12 protein-coding genes are annotated in these 17,575 nt (G+C 65.8%); 2 read left to right on the plus strand and 10 right to left on the minus strand.

The annotated features are described in order from the left end of the window. Positions 1 to 3 precede the first annotated feature (3 nt). Positions 4 to 1,002, plus strand: a complete 999-nt coding sequence (locus tag AC3WRR_RS18635) for an acyl-CoA dehydrogenase family protein (protein ID WP_010811715.1) — start codon at positions 4 to 6, stop codon at positions 1,000 to 1,002. Positions 1,003 to 1,033: 31 nt separating this feature from the next. On the opposite strand, the gene AC3WRR_RS18640 is transcribed toward AC3WRR_RS18635, so the two are convergent. The 8 genes from AC3WRR_RS18640 to AC3WRR_RS18675 all read right to left on the minus strand — a co-directional run bounded on the left by AC3WRR_RS18640 (position 1,034) and on the right by AC3WRR_RS18675 (position 12,269). After that, positions 1,034 to 2,587: a SpoVR family protein gene (locus AC3WRR_RS18640; protein ID WP_492297778.1), complete on the minus strand. Its 1,554-nt coding sequence runs from the start codon at positions 2,585 to 2,587 to the stop codon at positions 1,034 to 1,036. A gap of 135 nt (positions 2,588 to 2,722) precedes the next feature. Continuing rightward, positions 2,723 to 3,985 (minus strand): YeaH/YhbH family protein, encoded by a 1,263-nt coding sequence (locus AC3WRR_RS18645; RefSeq protein WP_010811717.1) that lies wholly within the window; start codon positions 3,983 to 3,985, stop codon positions 2,723 to 2,725. Positions 3,986 to 4,022: 37 nt separating this feature from the next. Beyond that, positions 4,023 to 5,945 carry a PrkA family serine protein kinase gene (locus AC3WRR_RS18650; RefSeq protein WP_010811718.1) on the minus strand — a complete coding sequence of 641 codons (1,923 nt, stop codon included), beginning with the start codon at positions 5,943 to 5,945 and terminating at the stop codon, positions 4,023 to 4,025. A 426-nt stretch (positions 5,946 to 6,371) separates the two neighbouring features. Continuing rightward, the gene (locus tag AC3WRR_RS18655) at positions 6,372 to 7,559 is read right to left on the minus strand and encodes an acyl-CoA dehydrogenase family protein (protein ID WP_037024190.1); all 1,188 of its coding nucleotides are present in this window, start codon (positions 7,557 to 7,559) and stop codon (positions 6,372 to 6,374) included. Positions 7,560 to 7,695: 136 nt separating this feature from the next. Further along, positions 7,696 to 8,475, minus strand: a complete 780-nt coding sequence (locus AC3WRR_RS18660; RefSeq protein ID WP_492297780.1) for an enoyl-CoA hydratase/isomerase family protein — start codon at positions 8,473 to 8,475, stop codon at positions 7,696 to 7,698. 23 nt (positions 8,476 to 8,498) lie between these two features. Further along, complete coding sequence (locus AC3WRR_RS18665) at positions 8,499 to 9,482, minus strand: Bug family tripartite tricarboxylate transporter substrate binding protein (protein WP_010811721.1); 984 nt, start codon at positions 9,480 to 9,482, stop codon at positions 8,499 to 8,501. A gap of 32 nt (positions 9,483 to 9,514) precedes the next feature. Further along, on the minus strand, positions 9,515 to 11,227 hold the full coding sequence (locus tag AC3WRR_RS18670) for a long-chain fatty acid--CoA ligase (RefSeq protein WP_492293123.1): 1,713 nt from the start codon (positions 11,225 to 11,227) through the stop codon (positions 9,515 to 9,517). A gap of 34 nt (positions 11,228 to 11,261) precedes the next feature. Next, positions 11,262 to 12,269 carry a tripartite tricarboxylate transporter substrate binding protein gene (locus tag AC3WRR_RS18675; RefSeq protein ID WP_011616758.1) on the minus strand — a complete coding sequence of 336 codons (1,008 nt, stop codon included), beginning with the start codon at positions 12,267 to 12,269 and terminating at the stop codon, positions 11,262 to 11,264. A 321-nt stretch (positions 12,270 to 12,590) separates the two neighbouring features. On the opposite strand from AC3WRR_RS18675, the gene AC3WRR_RS18680 reads away from it, so the two are divergent. Next, positions 12,591 to 13,763, plus strand: coding sequence for an AraC family transcriptional regulator (locus AC3WRR_RS18680; RefSeq protein WP_011616757.1), 1,173 nt, complete (start codon positions 12,591 to 12,593; stop codon positions 13,761 to 13,763). Between the two features lie 74 nt (positions 13,764 to 13,837). Here the strand turns inward: AC3WRR_RS18680 and AC3WRR_RS18685 are convergent, their stop codons facing one another. Further along, the gene (locus AC3WRR_RS18685) at positions 13,838 to 15,190 is read right to left on the minus strand and encodes a TolC family outer membrane protein (RefSeq protein ID WP_011616756.1); all 1,353 of its coding nucleotides are present in this window, start codon (positions 15,188 to 15,190) and stop codon (positions 13,838 to 13,840) included. Positions 15,191 to 15,356: 166 nt separating this feature from the next. Further along, the coding region (locus tag AC3WRR_RS18690; RefSeq protein ID WP_492297783.1) for a VCBS domain-containing protein at positions 15,357 to 17,575 on the minus strand (2,219 nt) is incomplete at its 5' end.

Genomic DNA, 17,575 nt, shown 5'->3' on the forward strand with positions numbered 1-17,575 from the left:
CCCATGCATAACGCCTATTCCGACGCCCTCGACGCGCTGCTGCGCGACTGCTGCCCACCCGCCACCGTGCGCGCGCTGGAACAGCAGGCCGACCCGCAGCCGCTGTGGCAAGCGCTGCTGGAAAGCGGCTTTGCCGATTGCCTGCTGCCCGAATCAGCCGGCGGTGCCGCGCTGCCGCTGCGCGAGCTGGCGCCGGTGCTCTTTGCCACCGGCCGCCACGCCTTGCCGTTGCCGCTGGCGCAGACCATCTTTGCGCGCGCGCTGCTGCAGGCGCATGGCATCGCCCTGCCCGCCGGCCCGGTCGCACTCGCCGGCTTTGAAGACGGCGCCGGCGCGGCGCTGATGGCCGACGCCCGCCATGCGCAGTGGTTCCTGCTGCAGGACGGCGAGCGTTGCCTGCTGCTGTCGGCGGCCGATGCCCGCGCCGAAGCGACCGGCGCCCATCACGACCTGACGCTGCGCGTGCCGCGCCCTGACGCCTCGGCGCCAGCGGCGTTTTCACTGCCCGCCGGCACCCTGCGCACGCTGGGCGCCTGCCTGCACACGGCGCAGCTGGCCGGCGCGCTGTCGCACGTGCTCGACCTGACCCTGCAGTACGCCAACGACCGCCAGCAGTTCGGGCGCGCCATCGGCAAGTTCCAGGCGATCCAGCACCAGGTCAGCGAGATGGCCGAGCATGTCGCCGCCGCACGCGTGGCCGCACAGCTGGCCTGCGACAGCGGCACCGGCACGCCCGACCGGCTGCGCGCGGCCATCGGCAAGCTGCGCGCCAGCGACGCGGTCACGCCGGTGGCCGCCATCGCTCACGCCGTGCACGGCGCCATCGGGATCACTGAGGAATACGACCTGCAACTCTATACGCGCCGGCTGCATGCGTGGCGCGTGGCGGACGGGTCAGAGCGCTGGTGGAGCCGGATGCTGGGCGAGCAGGTATGCGCCAGCGCCGGCCGCAACGCGGTGGAGCTGGTGCGCGAATGGTGCGAGCCCGCGCCCGCCGCCTGAGCGGCCGGGCCTAACCCCGGCAATCGCGGGATCAGGCGGCCAGGCTGAGGCTGCCGCCGTGCGGGCGGCGGTGGCGCCGCTCCGGCTTGCACTCATATTTCAGCTCGGTGCGGCCGTCCTCGTAGGCGACCTCGAGCCGCACGGTGAAGCCCCACAGCCGGGTCACGTGCCGGATCACCTCGTCGAAGTTGTGCGCCAGCGGCCGGCGGTCGTTCTGCAGGTGCCGCAGCGTCAGCGAGCGGTCGCCGCCCACGTCGACATTGGTGACCTGGATATTGGGCTCCATGCTGGAGAGGTCATATTGCGCCGCCATCAGCTGGCGGATCGCGCGGTAGCCTTCATCGTTGTGGATCGCGGTGACGCGCAGCTTGCCTTCGCGGTCATCGTCCAGCACCGAGAACAGCTTCAGCTCGCGGATCACGCGCGGCGACAGGAACTGCAGCAGGAAGCTCTCGTCCTTGAAGTTGCGCATGGCAAAGTCCAGCGTCTTGCGCCAGTCGCTGCCGGCAAACTCCGGGGCCCAGCGGTAGTCCTCTTCGGTCGGGTTCTCGCACATGCGGCGCAGGTCCTGGAACATCAGGAAACCGACCGTGTAGGGGTTCATGCCGCTGTAATAGGGGCTGTTGTACGGCGGTTGGTAAATCACGTTGGTATGCGCCTGCAGCAGCTCCATCATGAACGCATCGTTGACCAGCTTTTCCTCGTACAGCTGGTTGATGATGGTGTAGTGCCAGAACGTGGCCCAGCCTTCATTCATGACCTTGGTCTGGCGCTGCGGATAGAAATACTGCGCGATCTTGCGCACGATGCGCACGATCTCGCGCTGCCACGAGGCCAGCTTGGGCGCGTTCTTCTCGATGAAGTACAGCAGATTCTCCTGCGGCTCGGGCGGGAAGATGATTTCCCCCTCGGACGCCTCGTCCTCCGACGCCAGCGCATGCGGCCGGTGCTTGGGCAGGGTGCGCCACAGGTCGTTGACCTGCATCTGCAGGTAGTTCTCGCGATCGGCCTGGCGCGCCTTTTCCTCGGTGATGGACAGCTTCTTGGGCCGCTTGTAGCGGTCCACGCCATAGTTCTGCAAGGCGTGGCAAGAGTCCAGCAGCAGTTCAACCTCACGCTCGCCGTAACGCTGCTCGCACTCGGCCACGTAGTTCTTGGCAAACAGCAGGTAATCCACGATGGCGTCCGCGTTGGTCCAGGTGCGGAACAGGTAGTTGCCCTTGAAGAAGGAGTTGTGGCCGTAGCAGGCGTGCGCGATCGTCAGCGCCTGCATCGGCATGGTGTTCTCCTCCATCAGGTAGGCGATGCAGGGATTGGAGTTGATGACGATCTCGTAGGCCAGCCCCATGTGGCCGCGCTGGTAGCTGCGCTCGGACGCCAGGAAGTGCTTGCCGTAGGACCAGTGGCTGTAGCCGACCGGCAGCCCCGCCGACGCGTAGGCGTCGAGCATCTGCTCGGCGGTGATGATCTCGATCTGGTTGGGATAGGTATCCAGCCCGAATTCGCCGGCGATGCGGGCGATCTCGCGGTCATACCGTTTGATCAGCTCGAAGGTCCATTCCGAACCCGTGGAGAGATAAGCCATCTTCGCCCCTTGTTGCCCGGGCAAGGCGCCAGACCCGTCCGGCGCGCACGGCATCGCCGCGCCGCGTGGTCCGCGTTGCCTCGCCATTTGCCTTCACTGTGGCCCCCCGCGAGGAAGGCCAGGATCGGCGCCAACCTATGCTGCGCGCTTCTGGAACAGGTCGTGCAGCACCGGGTAGATCTCGTCCGCACCGATGATGCGCTGCATCGCAAAGTGATCGAACTGTCCCTTGACCGTCAGATACTCTTCCCAGAGGTTCTGCGGCTCTTCCGATGCGACTTCAACATATGCATAGTACTGGACCAGTGGCAGGATCGAATCGCGCAGCAGGCGTCCGCACAACTCGGAATCACCGGCCCAGTTATCGCCGTCTGACGCCTGCGCGCAGTAGATATTCCACTGGCTGGGCGGATAGCGGTCGTGGATCACTTCCACCATCAGCTTCAGCGCACTGGATACCACGGTACCACCGGACTCGCGCGAGTGGAAGAAGTCTTCCTCATCGACTTCCTTCGCCACCGTGTGATGGCGAATGAACACCACGTCGATGCGCTCGTAGTTGCGCTTCAGGAACAGGTACAGCAGCATGAAGAAGCGCTTGGCCAGGTCCTTGCGGCTCTCGTCCATCGAGCCGGACACGTCCATCAGGCAGAACATCACCGCCTGGGCCTGGGGGCGCTTCTTCAGCACGCGGTTGTTGTAGCGCAGGTCGAGCTTCTCGATAAACGGCACGCGGTCGATGCAGGCACGCAGGTGCCGCATCTTCTCCATCAGCTCGAGCGTGCCTTCGGCGTAGGGGCCGTCCTTTTCCAGCGCCTCGCTGTAGTCCAGCTCCAGCTCGCGCAGGCGCTTCTGGTAAGGGCTGGACAAGGCGATGCGCCGCCCCAGCGAACTGCGCATGGTGCGCAGGATCGACAGGTTGGACGGCGTGCCGTCGATGGAAAAGCCGGCGCGCACCTTGCGCACCTCGGCGATCTTGGCGAGGTGGCGCTTGGCCAGGTCCGGCAGCGCCATGTCCTCGAAGAAGAAGTTCAGGAAATCCTCGCGCGACAGCGTGAAGACGAAATCGTCTTCGCCTTCGCCGCTGTCGCTGGCGCGCGAACCGGTCCCGCCACCGCCCTGCTGCTGGCGGTCGAAGGAATCACCCTTGACGAATTTCTTGTTGCCAGGGTGAATCCACTCGCGCCGCCCGCCCGGGCCGTGGTGGAAGATCGGTTCGGAGATGTCCTTGACCGGAATGGACACCTGGCCGCTCTGCTCGATGTCCATGATCTTCCGGCCGGACACCGCCTTTGCCACCGCTTGCCGGATCTGCTCGCGGTAGCGCTTGATGAAACGTTGCTGGTTGACGGCACTCTTGTTGCCGCCGTTCTCGCGCCGATCGATGACCGTAGCCATATGTTGCCCTCGTTGAGAGACCTGTTCCGCGGCGCCGTTACGATGACTTTCTTACGCGCAGATACCACTCCACCAGAAGTCTCACTTGCTTGGGCGTGTACCCCTTCTCGACCATGCGGTTGACGAAGTTCTCGTGCTTATCCTGGTCTTCGCGCGAAGACTTGGCATTGAACGAGATCACCGGCAGCAGGTCCTCCGTGGTGGAGAACATGCGCTTCTCGATCACCATCCGCAGCTTTTCATAGCTGGTCCAGACCGGATTCTTGCCACTGTTGTTGGCCCGCGCCCGCAGCACGAAGTTGACGATCTCGTTGCGGAAGTCCTTCGGGTTCGAGATACCCGCGGGCTTTTCCACTTTTTCAAGCTCGTCGTTCAGCGCGTTGCGGTCAAGGATCTCGCCGGTATTGGGATCGCGGTACTCCTGGTCCTGGATCCACAGGTCGGCGAACACCACATAGCGGTCGAAGATGTTCTGCCCATACTCCGAATACGACTCCAGGTAGGCGGTCTGGATCTCCTTGCCGATGAACTCCACGAACGGAGTGGTCAGGTACTCCTTGATGTACGACAGCAGCTTGGCTTCCTGCTCCGGCGGGAACTGCTCGCGCTCGATCTGCTGTTCGAGCACGTACAGCAGGTGCACCGGGTTGGCCGCCACTTCGGTGTTGTCGAAGTTGAAGACCTTGGACAGAACCTTGAACGCAAAGCGCGTCGACAGCCCGTTCATGCCTTCGTCGATGCCGGCGTAGTCGCGGTATTCCTGGTACGACTTCGCTTTCGGATCCACGTCCTTCAGGCTTTCGCCGTCATAGACGCGCATCTTCGAGAAGACATTGGAGTTCTCGGGCTCCTTGATGCGCGTAAGCACCGCGAACTGCGCCATCATCTTCAGCGTGTTGGGCGCGCACGGCGCGGCCGACAGCGAACTGCTGCGCAAGAGCTTGTCGTAGATCTTCACCTCGTCGGACACGCGCAGCACGTACGGCACCTTGACGATATAGATCCGGTCCAGGAAAGCCTCGTTGTTCTTGTCCGACTTGAAGGTCGTCCACTCGGCCTCGTTCGAGTGCGCCAGGATGATGCCGTCGAACGGGATCGCGCCGAAGCCTTCGGTGCCCTTGTAGTTGCCTTCCTGTGTTGCCGTCAGCAGCGGGTGCAGGACCTTGATCGGCGCCTTGAACATTTCAACGAACTCGAGCAGGCCGCGGTTGGCCAGGCAGAGCCCGCCGGAATAGGAGTACGCGTCCGGATCGTCCTGCGGAAAATCTTCCAGCTTGCGGATGTCGACCTTGCCGACCAGCGAGGAAATATCCTGGTTGTTTTCGTCGCCAGGCTCGGTCTTCGAGATCGCAATCTGCGACAGCACCGAAGGGCGCAGCTTGACCACCCGGAACCTGGTGATATCGCCGTTGAACTCGTGCAGGCGCTTGACCGCCCATGGCGAGGCAATGGTGTTCAGATACCGGACCGGAATGCCGTAGTCCTCTTCCAGGATCTTGCCGTCCTCCTCTGGCGCGAACAGCCCCAGCGGCGACTCATGGATCGGCGAACCCTTGAGCGCGTAGATGGGGATCTCCTCCATCAGCGCCTTGAGCTTTTCAGCGAGCGAGGACTTGCCACCACCCGGAGGCCCGAGCAGGTAGAGGATCTGCTTGCGCTCTTCCAGGCCCTGCGCCGCGTGCTTGAAGAACGAGACGATCTGTTCGATCGTGTCCTCCATGCCATAGAAGTCGCGGAAGGCCGGATAGATGCGGATGACCTTGTTGAAGAACAGGCGGGACAGCCTGGGGTCATGGTGGGTATCCACCAGCTCAGGCTGGCCGATGGCGGCAAGCATGCGCTCTGCAGCAGTCGCGTAGGCAGTCGGATCCTTCTTGCAGATCTCCAGGTACTCCTGGATGCTGTATTCCTCTTCCTTGCGAGCTTCGAAGCGCGTAGCGTAATGGCCAAAAATGTCCATACCTCACTCCCGTCAGAGTTCACGTCCGAGGCGTGCTACCCCTAAGGCTTCGCGCAACGTTCGCGGCACACCACCCCGGCCTGGCGACCTGTCATGTTGCGAAGTCTTTACTTCATCATAGTCAAATAACGGCGATGGTGGAATCCGAGTTGACAAATCTTGCATCGATGCAACGACTGTTTCGTTGCTGCATTTTCTGCATGAATTCGCTTCAGCTTTTGGCTGCATTCCGCTCGGACCTTGCCCCCGCACGCGACGGGCCATTGACCATGCTTGTGAAACACCTTACACCTTTCCCGCCATCCGTGCACATCCGGTTTTGTAACCATACGCACGAAGGCCGGCACTGGTGTCGGCTTTCGTTTTTCCGCATTTTCTTACGCGTTTGCGCGCACTAGCACGCGCACACTGCTGATAGCAGGCGCGTCAAAGCGTGCGCGCGACCAGCTCCTTCATGATCTCGTTGGAGCCGCCGAAGATCTTGCTCACGCGTGCATTCGCATACATACGCGCGATCGGGTATTCAAGCATGTAGCCGTAGCCGCCGTGCAACTGCAGGCACTCGTCGATGACCTGGCAGTTCTGCTGCGTGCACCACCACTTGGCCATGGCGGCCGTGGCAGCGTCGAGCTTGCCGTCCATCAGGCGCAGCATGCAATCGTCGACGAAGGTCGCGGCAATGGTGGCGACCGTCTTGCACTCCGCCAGCTTGAAGCGCGTGTTCTGCAGATCGGCCAGCGGCTGGCCAAACACCTTGCGCTCGCGCACGTATTCGGTGGTCAGCTCGATGGCGCGCTGCATGGTCGCCACGGCCCCGAGCGCAATGATCATGCGCTCTTGCGGCAGCTGCTGCATAAGCTGGTAGAAACCCTGACCTTCCTGCGTGCCCAGCAGGTTGTCGCACGGCACCAGCACGTCGTCGAAGAAGAGCTCGGCGGTGTCTTGCCCTTTCTGCCCGATCTTCTCGAGAATGCGGCCACGACGGAAACCCGGCAGGTCGCGCGTCTCCACCATGACCAGCGACACGCCGCGCGAACCGGCTTCCGGATCGGTCTTGGCCACCACGCAGACCAGGTCGGCGTGATACCCGTTCGTGATGAAGGTCTTTGCACCGTTTATGCGATAGCAGTCTCCGTTTTCGGTCTGTTCGCGCACCGCGCGGGTGCGTATCGCTTTGAGGTCGGAACCGGCGCCAGGTTCCGACATGGCAATGGCCGCCACCATTTCGCCGCTGGCCATTTGCGGCAGCCATTTCTTCTTCTGCGCTTCCGTGCCGTAGTTGAGCAGGTAATGTGCCACGATGCCGCTGTGCACATTATTGCCAAGGCTGGTGCAGACGGCGCGCGACATTTCCTGGGTGATGACGGCCTCGTGGGCAAAGGTGCCGCCACCGCCGCCGTATTCCTCGGGGATGCTGGCGCACAGCAGCCCGATCTGGCCGGCGCGGCGCCAGACCTCGCGGTCGATATAGCCCTGGTCGGCCCAGCGGGCCTCGTTGGGCGCCAGTTCGCGCTCGATGAAGCGGCGCACGGTTTCCTGGAACATCCCCAGGTCTTCGGTCATCCAGGGGGTCTGGCGTACGGCGGGCGCCGTGTGCTGGTCGTGGGATCCCATATGGTGTGCTGGTATCAGGGTAAACGAGAAAATGAACAGGCGACCGGTACTGTCCGGCCAGCACCCGCCTGTATACGTAAACGACAGCCTGGCGAGGCAGCCGGATGCTGCAGGGCAGCATGACCGGCGCCGCCGCTCAGTCCGGCCAGCGGTAGCGCAGCGGCTGCTTGGCCATGAAGCGGTCGGCAGCCTCGCGGCGATAGGCGGTGGAGAAGGCAATGCCCTGCCCGTCAGCTTCCATCGCCAGCATGGTGTGCAGGTCCTGGTTCAGCGAGGCGTTCAGCGCCTGCTTGGTCAGGCCCACCGCCACCGGCGAGGCCTCGGTGAAGGCCTGCGCCAGCGTCCGCGCACGTTCCTGCAGGCTGTCCGCCGGCACGATTTCCATGACGATGCCAAGGTCTTGCGCGGCCTGGGCGTTCAGCTCGCGCATCGAGAACATCAGCGCCTTGGCCCGCTGCAGGCCGATCATCCGCGGCAGCGTGTAGAACACGCCACAGTCGGGGACCAGCCCCATGCGCAGGAACGGGAGCCCGAAGCGCGCGCGCGGCGTGGCCAGGATGATGTCGGCCGTCAGCGCCAGGCTGAAGCCCGCGCCATAGGCCGCGCCGTCCACCGCGGCGATGACCGGCACGTCGAGCTGGATCAGGTCTTCCAGCCAGCCGTGCACCTTGTGCAGGCGCTTGCGGCCCTGCTCGGCATTGATCTCGACCTGCATCGAGCTGATGTCGCCGCCCGACGAGAAATCGGTGCCGGCGGCGGTCAGGATCAGCGCGCGCACGCTTTCGTCGGCGCGTACCCGGCGAATCACTTCGCCGATCTCGTCGCGCATCGGCAAGGACAGCGCGTTCTTGCGCGCCGGCGAATCCAGCGTCAGCGTGGCGATGCCGTCCTCGACGGCGAAGCGGATGGTTTCCATCGGTAGGCTCCGGGAGGCGGGTTTCAGTCGAGCTGGATATTGGCGTCGCGCACGATCTTGGCCCACTTGGGTGTGTCGCCGGCGACCACGGCCGCCAGTTCCTGCGGCGTGGACCCGACCGGCTGCAGGCCCATGCCGGCCAGCTTCTGCGTCACTTCGGGCAGGCGCACGATGCGCGCGGTCTCTGCCGCCAGCTTCGCCGTCACATCCTTGGGCGCATTGGCCGGCAGGAACAGCCCGTACCAGCCGTTGGGCTCGAACCCCGGCAGGCCCAGTTCAGTGAAGGTCGCCACATTGGGCAGCGCCTTGTAGCGCTGGGTGCCGGTGATGCCGAGGATCTTGAACTTGTTGCTGCCCAGGTAGGCGTTGGCCGAGGTCACGTCGACAAAGGCGCTGTCCACCTGGCCGCCGAGCAGGTCGCTCATCAGCGGCGCCGCCCCCTTGTAAGGGATATGCGCGAGCTCGATGCCTGCCTGCTGCTTGAGCAGCTCGCCGTGCAGGTGCGACGAGGTGCCGTTGCCGTAGGAGCCATAGCTGAGCTTGCCCGCCTTGGCCAGCGCCAGGAACTCGCGCATATTGCTGGCGGGCACGCGGTTGGGCACCACGAACAGGTCGGACGACTTGGCGATCTGCGAGACCGGCGTGAAGTCCCTGGCCACGTCGTATGGCGTGCGCTTGTACAGGGCCGGCGCCTGGATCAGGGCCGTGATCGCCAGCAGGATGGTGTAGCCGTCGGCCGGCGCCTTGGCGACGGTGTCGTTGCCCAGCATGCCGCTGGCGCCGGGCTTGTTTTCGACCACCACCGGCTGGCCCAGGCTTTCGGCCAGGCGCTGGCCGATCAGGCGGCCCACGGTGTCGGTGCCGCCGCCGGCCGGGTACGGCACGATCATGCGGATCGGCTTGCTCGGATACGATTGCTGCGCGAAGGCGCTGCCCGCGCCGCCGAGGATGGCCGCGCCGGCCAGGGTGCCGGCCTGTGCCAGCCAGTTGCGTCTGCTTTGCTGCATGCTGTCTCTCTTTGCTGAATTCGCCGCTGGTGTCAGGCGCTCGGGTGGTCCGCCTGCATCTCGCGCTCCTGCAGGGCGCGCCACAGGATCTTGCCGGTGGCCGACTTGGGCAACGCGTCGACCACGTCGACGATGCGCGGCACCTTATACGCGGCCATATGCTCGCGGCACCAGGCCATGATGCGTTCGGGGTCGGCGTCGGCCGTGCCGCGTGCTTCCGGGCGCAGCGCCACCACGGCCTTGACGGTCTCGCCGCGGCGCTGGTCGCGGGCGGCGATCACGCAGGCTTCGTGGATGGCCGGGTGCCCGTACAGCAGGTTCTCCACCTCGGCCGGCCAGACCTTGTAGCCGGACGCGTTGATCATGCGCTTGAGGCGGTCGCGCATGAAGAAGTAGCCTTGCTCGTCCATGAAGCCGAGGTCGCCGGTGCGCAGGAAGCGCTTGCCGCCGATCTCGATGAAGGTGGCAGCGTTGGCTTCCGGGTTGTTCCAGTAGCCCAGCATCACCTGGCCGCCGTGGACCACGATCTCGCCGGTCTCGCCGCAAGGCAGTTCCTGCAGCGTCTCGGGATCGACCACGCGTGCGTCCACGCCGAAGGTGGCGATGCCCAGGCATTCGCGCTTGGGCTGGTTGCGCGGGTTGGACAGGATGAAGGCCGCGGTCTCGGTCATGCCGTAGGCCTCGACGTAGGGCAGGCCGAAGCGTTCCTGCAGCATATTGGCCACCGCTTCGGGCATGGCCGCGCCGCCGCCGCCGACGTAGGCCAGGCTCGACAGGTCGCGCGCGTCGATTCCCGGCTGCGAGAAGAAGTCCACCATCATCGCCGGCGGCGCCCCCCAGACCGAGACGCGGTAGCGCTCGAGCAGGTCCGCGGCCAGCGCGCGGTCCCAGCGCGGCATCAGCACCACGGTGGCGCCCAGGTAGAGCGGCGAGTTCATGCAGTTCTGCATGCCCAGCAGGTGGAACATCGGCGCCACGGCCAGCACCACGGATTCGGGCGTGGCGCCGCGCCAGATCACCGCACCGGCCGCCGCGGTCATCAGCGTGCCGTGGCTATGCATGCAGCCCTTGGGATGGCCGGTGGTGCCGGAGGTATAGGCCAGCATGCACAGCGTGTCGTAGCCGGCCTGGTGCGGCAGCGGCCGGTGCCCGGCGGCGCTGGCCGCGTCCCAGGCCACCGGCATGGCGCCGGACGGCGCAGCCTGCGGCGCGGGCGGCGCTTCGCGCAGCCAGGCCGGCACGGCCAGGCCGCCGTCGTCGCGCAGCATGCCGGCATAGTCGTGCAGGATCACATGGCGCAGCGCCGGGCCGTGCAGCGGCGCCACGCGCTGGTACAGCTCGCTGCCGGCAAAGGCGGCGACCGCGCCGCTGTCCTGCACCACATGGGCAAGTTCGGCCTCCAGCCACATCGGGTTGGCCGGGACCACCACGCCTTCGGCGCGCAGGATCGCGTAGTAGGCAATGATGAACTGCGGGCAGTTCTGGCTGAACAGCAGCACCCGGTCGCCCGGCTCGATGCCGCAGGCCTGCTGCAGGTAGCCGGCCATCCGTTCGATCTCGTCCTGCAGCTGGCCGTAGGAAATCGCGGTGCCGAAATACTGGATCGCGGTCTTGTCCGGATAGCGGTGCGCCGCCGCCTCGACGTTATAAAACAGGCTGGTGCGAGGCGTATGCAGCGTGGCCGGCAGGCCGGGCGGCCAGGCGGGGGAGCGGAACGGCTCGCGGGTACTTGTAGCAGGCTTCATATGCAGCAATCGATGCAGGTCAAACGGGAATGGCTTAATCCAGGCGGATGTTCCTGGTGCGGATCACCTTGCCCCAGCGGACATAGTCGGCCTGGATGGTCTGGGCAAACGCGTCCGGCGTGCTGCCGGTCAGGATCACGCCAAGCTCGTTCATGCGCTTGCGCACGTCGGGCTGGGCCAGCACGCGGTTGACGTCCGCCGAGAACTTCTCAACGATCGGCCGCGGCGTGGCGGCCGGCAGCAGCAGCCCGAACCAGCCCATCGCATCCATGCCTTCAATGCCGGCTTCGCGGAAAGTCGGCACATCCGGCAGTTGCGGCGCGCGCGCGGGGCCAGTCACCGCGAGGGCGCGCAGGCGGCCGGTGGCGACGTGGGGCTTGGCGCCCATCACCGAGATCACCGCCGCCGGCACCTGGCCGCCCAGCAGGTCGTTCAGCTCCGGAGCCTCGCCCTTGTATGAGACATGGAGCATGTCGATCTTGGCGGCCTCGTTGAAGACCTCGCCGTACAGGTGGCCGCTCGAGCCGGCCCCGAACGAGCCGTAGGAGAACTGCTTCGGCTTGGCGCGAACCTGCGCGATGAAGTCTTTCAGGTTGGTGGCAGGCACCGCATTGCTGTTGACGGCGAACACCAGGTTGGTCGTGCCGAGCTCGGACACCGCGGCGAAATCCTTCACCGGGTCATAGGGCGCCCGGGCATACAGGCTTGGCGCCTGCACCAGCGGCGTGATCGTCAGCAGCGCGGTGTAGCCGTCGGCCTCGGCACGGGCGACCACCTCGGCGCCGAGCATGCCGCTCGCACCCGGGCGGTTTTCCACCACCACCGGGCGCTTCCAGGCCTTGCCCAGCCCTTCGGCAATGGCGCGGGCCAGCACATCGGTGGCGCCACCTGCCGGGAAGGGCACGACCATGCGCACGGTGCGCGCCGGGAATTCGCTCTGCGCGAGCGCGGCGCCCGCCCCCAGCATCCCGGCGGCAACGCCGCTCCACGCCAGCAATCCGGCCCCAAAGCGCCACAGCGCACTACGACGATCTGCCTGCATGTGTTGTTGTCTCCATTGTTTTTCCTGAGGCGGGGAACGGGTGGTTGCCCCGTTTCTGGTCCCGTCCGGGCCGGTGCGCCGGCCTTGTATCGGTATCAGCCGGAGAGTGCGCGATGCTGCGGTGCGTGGACAATGACCAGACAAGCCAAAATGATTGGCCGAATCGCTCAGATGGAAGGCAGCCTTTGGCAAATCCCGATTGTGCGGTGCGGCCGCGGCTTGCTAAGGTGCCGGGACGATGTGGCGAAACGTCCTGGAACGCCCGCGGAACCAGCCGTTCCGCGGTGCCGGCGCCGACGCGCCACCGTGATGAGGAGACCCATGCATACCGCTGTCCTGTCATCGCCGCGCCCGCCCGTGCCAGGCAAGCTGCACCTCGCCGGCAGCGCACTGCCGCCGGCGCCCGGGCACGGCCGTGTCCCGGGCCGCACCGAGGCCCCGGCCGGCACGGCGCCGCAGGCCTCGGCGCGCCACACCATTGCGATCCAGCATGTGGATCACATCCTGCTGGGCCCGCGCCGGCTGGGCCACGACATTGCCGCGCTGCTGCGCCGGGCCGGGATTTCGCCGGCGCTGCTGGCCTCGCCCAATGCGCGCGTCACCCAGGGCCAGTACGCGGCGCTGATCCGCACGCTGCGCCGCGTCATGCGCGATGAACTATGGGGGCTGCTGGACCGGCCCGTGACCCCGGGCGTGTTTGCGCAGGCGTGCCGCAACCTGATCCATTGCGCCACGCTGGAAGACGCCATCCGAGCCGGCTTGCGGCTGTACCGGCTCCATATCGACGCCTTCGCGCCACGCCTGCATGTCAGCGCCGACGGCAAGGCCGCCTCCGTGGTGCTGCATCCCCGCGCGCCGGCCTCGGCCTGCCGCAGCTTTGCCGAATCGACTTTCGTGTTCCATGCCTACGCGCTGCTCAGCTGGCTGGTGGCCGGCCATATCCCGCTGGCGCGGGTCGACCTGAGCGCGGCGCCGTCGCAGGGCGGCCCCGAGACCGAGCGCGTCTTCAAGGCCGCCGTGCATTACGGCCAGCCTGTCTCCGTGCTGCATTTCGATGGCGCCAGCCTGCGCCTGCCGGTGATGCAGGACGCCGCCAGCCTGCGCGAGTTCCTGCGCGAGACGCCGCGCAACCTGCTGATCCGCTACCGCGACAACAGCTGCCTTGCCGAGCGCATCCGGCAGCACTTGCGCTCCCACCTGGATGACGAACTGCCGTCGCTGGAGCAGATGGCGCAGATGCTGCGGCTCACGCCCCAGACCCTGCGCCGCCGGCTGCGCGACGAGGGCAGCGGCTACCAGAGCATCAAGGACAGCCTGCGCCGTGACGTGGCCATCGGCATGATGGAGCGCCCCGGCATGACGCTGCAGGACGTGGCGCTGCGGCTTGGCTTCTCAGAACCGAGCACGTTCCACCGGGCCTTCAAGAAATGGACGGGCGTGGCGCCGGGAGAGTATCGGATGCGGGGATTGCGGGGAGAGGCTTTGCCGCGCTGATGCGGGCCGGGTCAGGATCTCCGGTGGCCGGCGGCTGAAGCATGGCTGCCGGCTTGCCCGGCACCGTCCCCCCGCTACCTCTGTCCCACCGGCGGCGCTGCCCGCTGCCCTACCTGCACCATCCCCGTCTGGGGCGGCGGCACCTGCAGGGTCGCCAATAGCAAGCCCATGCCGGCAAGGATGCGGTACTGGCTGGCCAGTTCGTTGTACTTGCCGGTCACGTAGGCCGTGCTGGCGCTGAAGTACTCGTTCTCGGCATTCAGCAGGTCAAGCAGGCTGCGCTGCCCAATCCGGAATTGCTTGCCGTAGCTGACGCGCGTGGCATCGCTGGCCTCCACGTATTGCTTGAGGCTCACCAGACGGTCCTTCGCCGTCAGGTGGGCGTTATAGGCCTGCGATACGGCCTCCTGCACCTGTCTGCGCAGACGGTCCAGATTCTGCTCTGCTTCCTGGACCTGGTAGCCGGCCTCGTTGATGCGCGCCTTGTCGGCGTTGCCGCGAAACAGGTTGTAGCGCACGCGCAGCATCACGCTGCGCTCGTCGGTGGTGCCGAGCACGCGGTCGCGGTCGCGCGCCACGCCGACCTCGAGATCCAGCCTTGGCCACAACGCGGCCTTGGCCAGCGAACGCCCGGCCTGGGCTTCGGCGATATCGGCCTGCCCGGCACCCAGCGCGGGGTGATTGGCGTTTGCCACCTGCTGCGCCTCCCGTTCGGTGGCAGGCAGCAGCGTCGACAGCGAGTCCGGCCTGGACAAGACCTCCGGCGGCGCGCCGACCACGCGTAAATAGGCTGTCATGGCGTCCTGCAAGCTGCCCTGCTCCGCCCGCAGGCTGGCCTTGGCCAGCGCCAGGCGGCTTTCGACCTGATAGAGATCGGCGCGGCGCAGCACCCCGTTGTCGGCGCCAAGCCGGATCTGGTCATAGATGTGCTGGTGCGCTTCCAGATTGGCCAGGCCGATGGCCACGGTTTCCTGACGCCGCAGGACCTCCACATAAACGCCGACCGTGCGCAGCGCGATGTCTTCGGCAGTCGCGCCGACCCGATAGGCCGCGCCGTCGATCCGTGCGCCCTGGCGCTCCACATCGCTGCTGGTGGCAAAGCCGTCGAACAGCATCTGCGAGATCGTCACGCCGGCGGCGTGGCTGGCATAGGAAGAGTCGGACAGGCCCATCAGCCGGGTGCTGTGGCTGTCCAGGCGTACGCGACCGGTGGCGGCATTGACATCGACCCGCGGCAGGTAACCGGCGCGCGCCTGCGTCAGCCCCTCGTCCGCGGCCAGCCGGCGGCTGCCCGCCGCCAGCACTTCGGGATTGGTATGCACGGCTTGCTCGACTGCCTGGCGCAGCACCTGGGCTGCCGCGTGATGCGGCACCACCATGGCGGCCCATAGCAGTACATGTGCCAGCCGGCACCATGTCGTTGTCATGCTTCCCCCGCTCGGGCGCACCCGCTGCCGCGCATCGCGCTGGCCGGCGCCTGCGCGATACGGGAAGCGGTGCGCTACCCGTTTATTATGGTTTTCAACTGCGCCGGATTCCGGCTTTACTGCCGCCCTGCATTTCCCTCTCTGAATCCGCCACCGATCGCCCGCCTCAGGCGGTGTGGAGATTGCCGTTGCTCAACAGCGTGTTGAGATCGAGCCCGACCACGCCCTGCAGCACCGCCACGTCCTGGAATGCAGCCGCCGTGCCACTGCCGTCACGATCCAGGCTGACCACGGTGTTGCCACCCACCTCCGAAAGGCGGACGAACTGCGCCGCGTTGGCAGGGTTCACGCCAACACCGGAAAGCAGATCGGAAAGATCCAGCACATCGCCACCGGAAGCCACGGGAGCCGCACCGAAGTCGGTGATGGTGTCGACCGAAGCGGGGTCCGCGCGCAGAAAGCGAAAGGTGTCGCTGCCATTGCCGCCGGTCAGTGTGTCGGCGCCGGCGCCGCCGGTCAACACGTCGTTGCCGGCGCCTCCGACCAACACGTCGTTGCCCGCGCCGCCACGCAGCACGTCGTTGCCGGCAGAGCCGGTGAGGTTGTCGTTGAAGGCGGAGCCGATGACGCCTTCCATGTTGCTGTAGCTGTCGGCACCGAGGCCAGTCACGCCCGGGCCTGCCGTGGTGGGGCTGCCGCTCTGCGTCAGCGTGAACACAACCCCGCCGGTGGCATCGGAGAAATCAAGCAGGTCGATGCCGTCGCCGCCGTTGATGGTGTCATCGCCCGCGCCACCGCGAATGACGTCGTTGGCGGAGCTGCCGGTCAGCGTGTCGACAAACGCCGAGCCGATCACGCCCTCCATGTTCGCGTAGCTGTCGGTACCTAGTCCGGGCGTCGCGCCCACAAGCACCTTGACGAGGGTGCTACTTTGGATCAACGTGAAGGAGACCGCGCCGGTGGCATCGGAGAAATCCAGCATATCTATGCCCACCCCCCCGTCGATGGTGTCGTTGTCGGCGCCACCTCTCAAGACGTCGTCGCCGATCCCGCCGTTGAGGGTGTCGTTGTCGGCGCCCCCTCTCAAGACGTCGTCGCCGTTCCCGCCGTTGAGGATGTCGGTACCACGTCCGCCAATGAAGATGTCACCCGCAACGGCACCAGTCATGCTGTCGGGATTGCTGCCACCCTCCAGATAGGAAGCCTGGTAGCTGGCCTGATCAAGCGAAAAGCCGTTTTTGTCCACGACATTGACGGTCACCGTCGCCGTGCTGCTGCCACCTGCCCCGTCTTCGACGGTATAGCTGAAGGTTGCCACCCCCTTGCTGTTGGGACTGTCGAACGCGACGAAGCTGTAATTGCTTTCGGTGACAAGCCTCAGGCCGGAAAGCGTGCTTGAGGTCAGACTGAGCGGGTTTATGGACAAGGCCCGCCCGTCGATATCGACGTCGTTGCCGAGCAGCGCGCTCACCGGAATCAGGATGTTGTCGGTGTTAGTCGAAACATAGACAACGTCCTCGGCTGCCACCGGCGCGTCATTGACGGGATTGACCGTAATCGCCACCGTATCGGTATCGACCAAAGCGCCATCGCTGGTCTGGATCTGCACCGACGCGGCGCCCGCATAATCCTTCTCGCCAAGGAAGCTCATTCCATTCAGCGCAGCATTGATTGCCGCATCGCTGCCCGTGAATGTCATGGTGCTGTCCGCGGTGCCGTCGCCCGACAGGAACTGCAGCCCGGCAACGCCATTCAGCGTGATCGCGCCGTGGCTTGCGCTCAGCGTCACGGTGTGGCTCGCGTTGTCCACGTCAGAGATGCTGAGTGCATTGCCGTTGGCCGTACGGAACACCAATGGCGTATCTTCGTTGACCACCTGCGCAAGGGGAACGGCATTCACCGCAGCATCGTTGGCACCTGTGATGTTGACGGTGATCGCCTGGGTGGCACTGAGATCGGCCGACTGTACGGACAGCGAGTCGGTCACATGCTGGCCCGCGGCGAGGGACTGCGCCTTGCTGTTGTCCAGCGTGTAGGTCCAGGCGCCGGTGCCGCTATCGAAGGTGAAGGCGCCGTATTGGCCGACCAGGCTCGCTGGCGGCACGGCGGCAAAGTGCGCATCGCCGGTATCGACATCGTTGACTGTCAACGTGCCGCGGGCGGAGGGGTCGCCGGGAATGGCATTTCCTGCCCCGCCGGCTTCGGTCACCGAGGTGTCCTCGCTGGCTGAAGCCGTGATCGTAGCGTAGTCGTTTGCGCCGGTGATGTTGACGGTGATGGTCTGCTGCGCCGTGTGGTCGGCCGAAGCCACCGTCAGCGAATCACTGACCTGCTGGCCCGCGATCAGCGCATCGGCCTTGGTGTTGTCCAGCGTATAGGTCCAGG

The sequence above is a fragment of the Cupriavidus sp. FW305-3-2-15-C-LB2 genome, assembly GCF_058787575.1.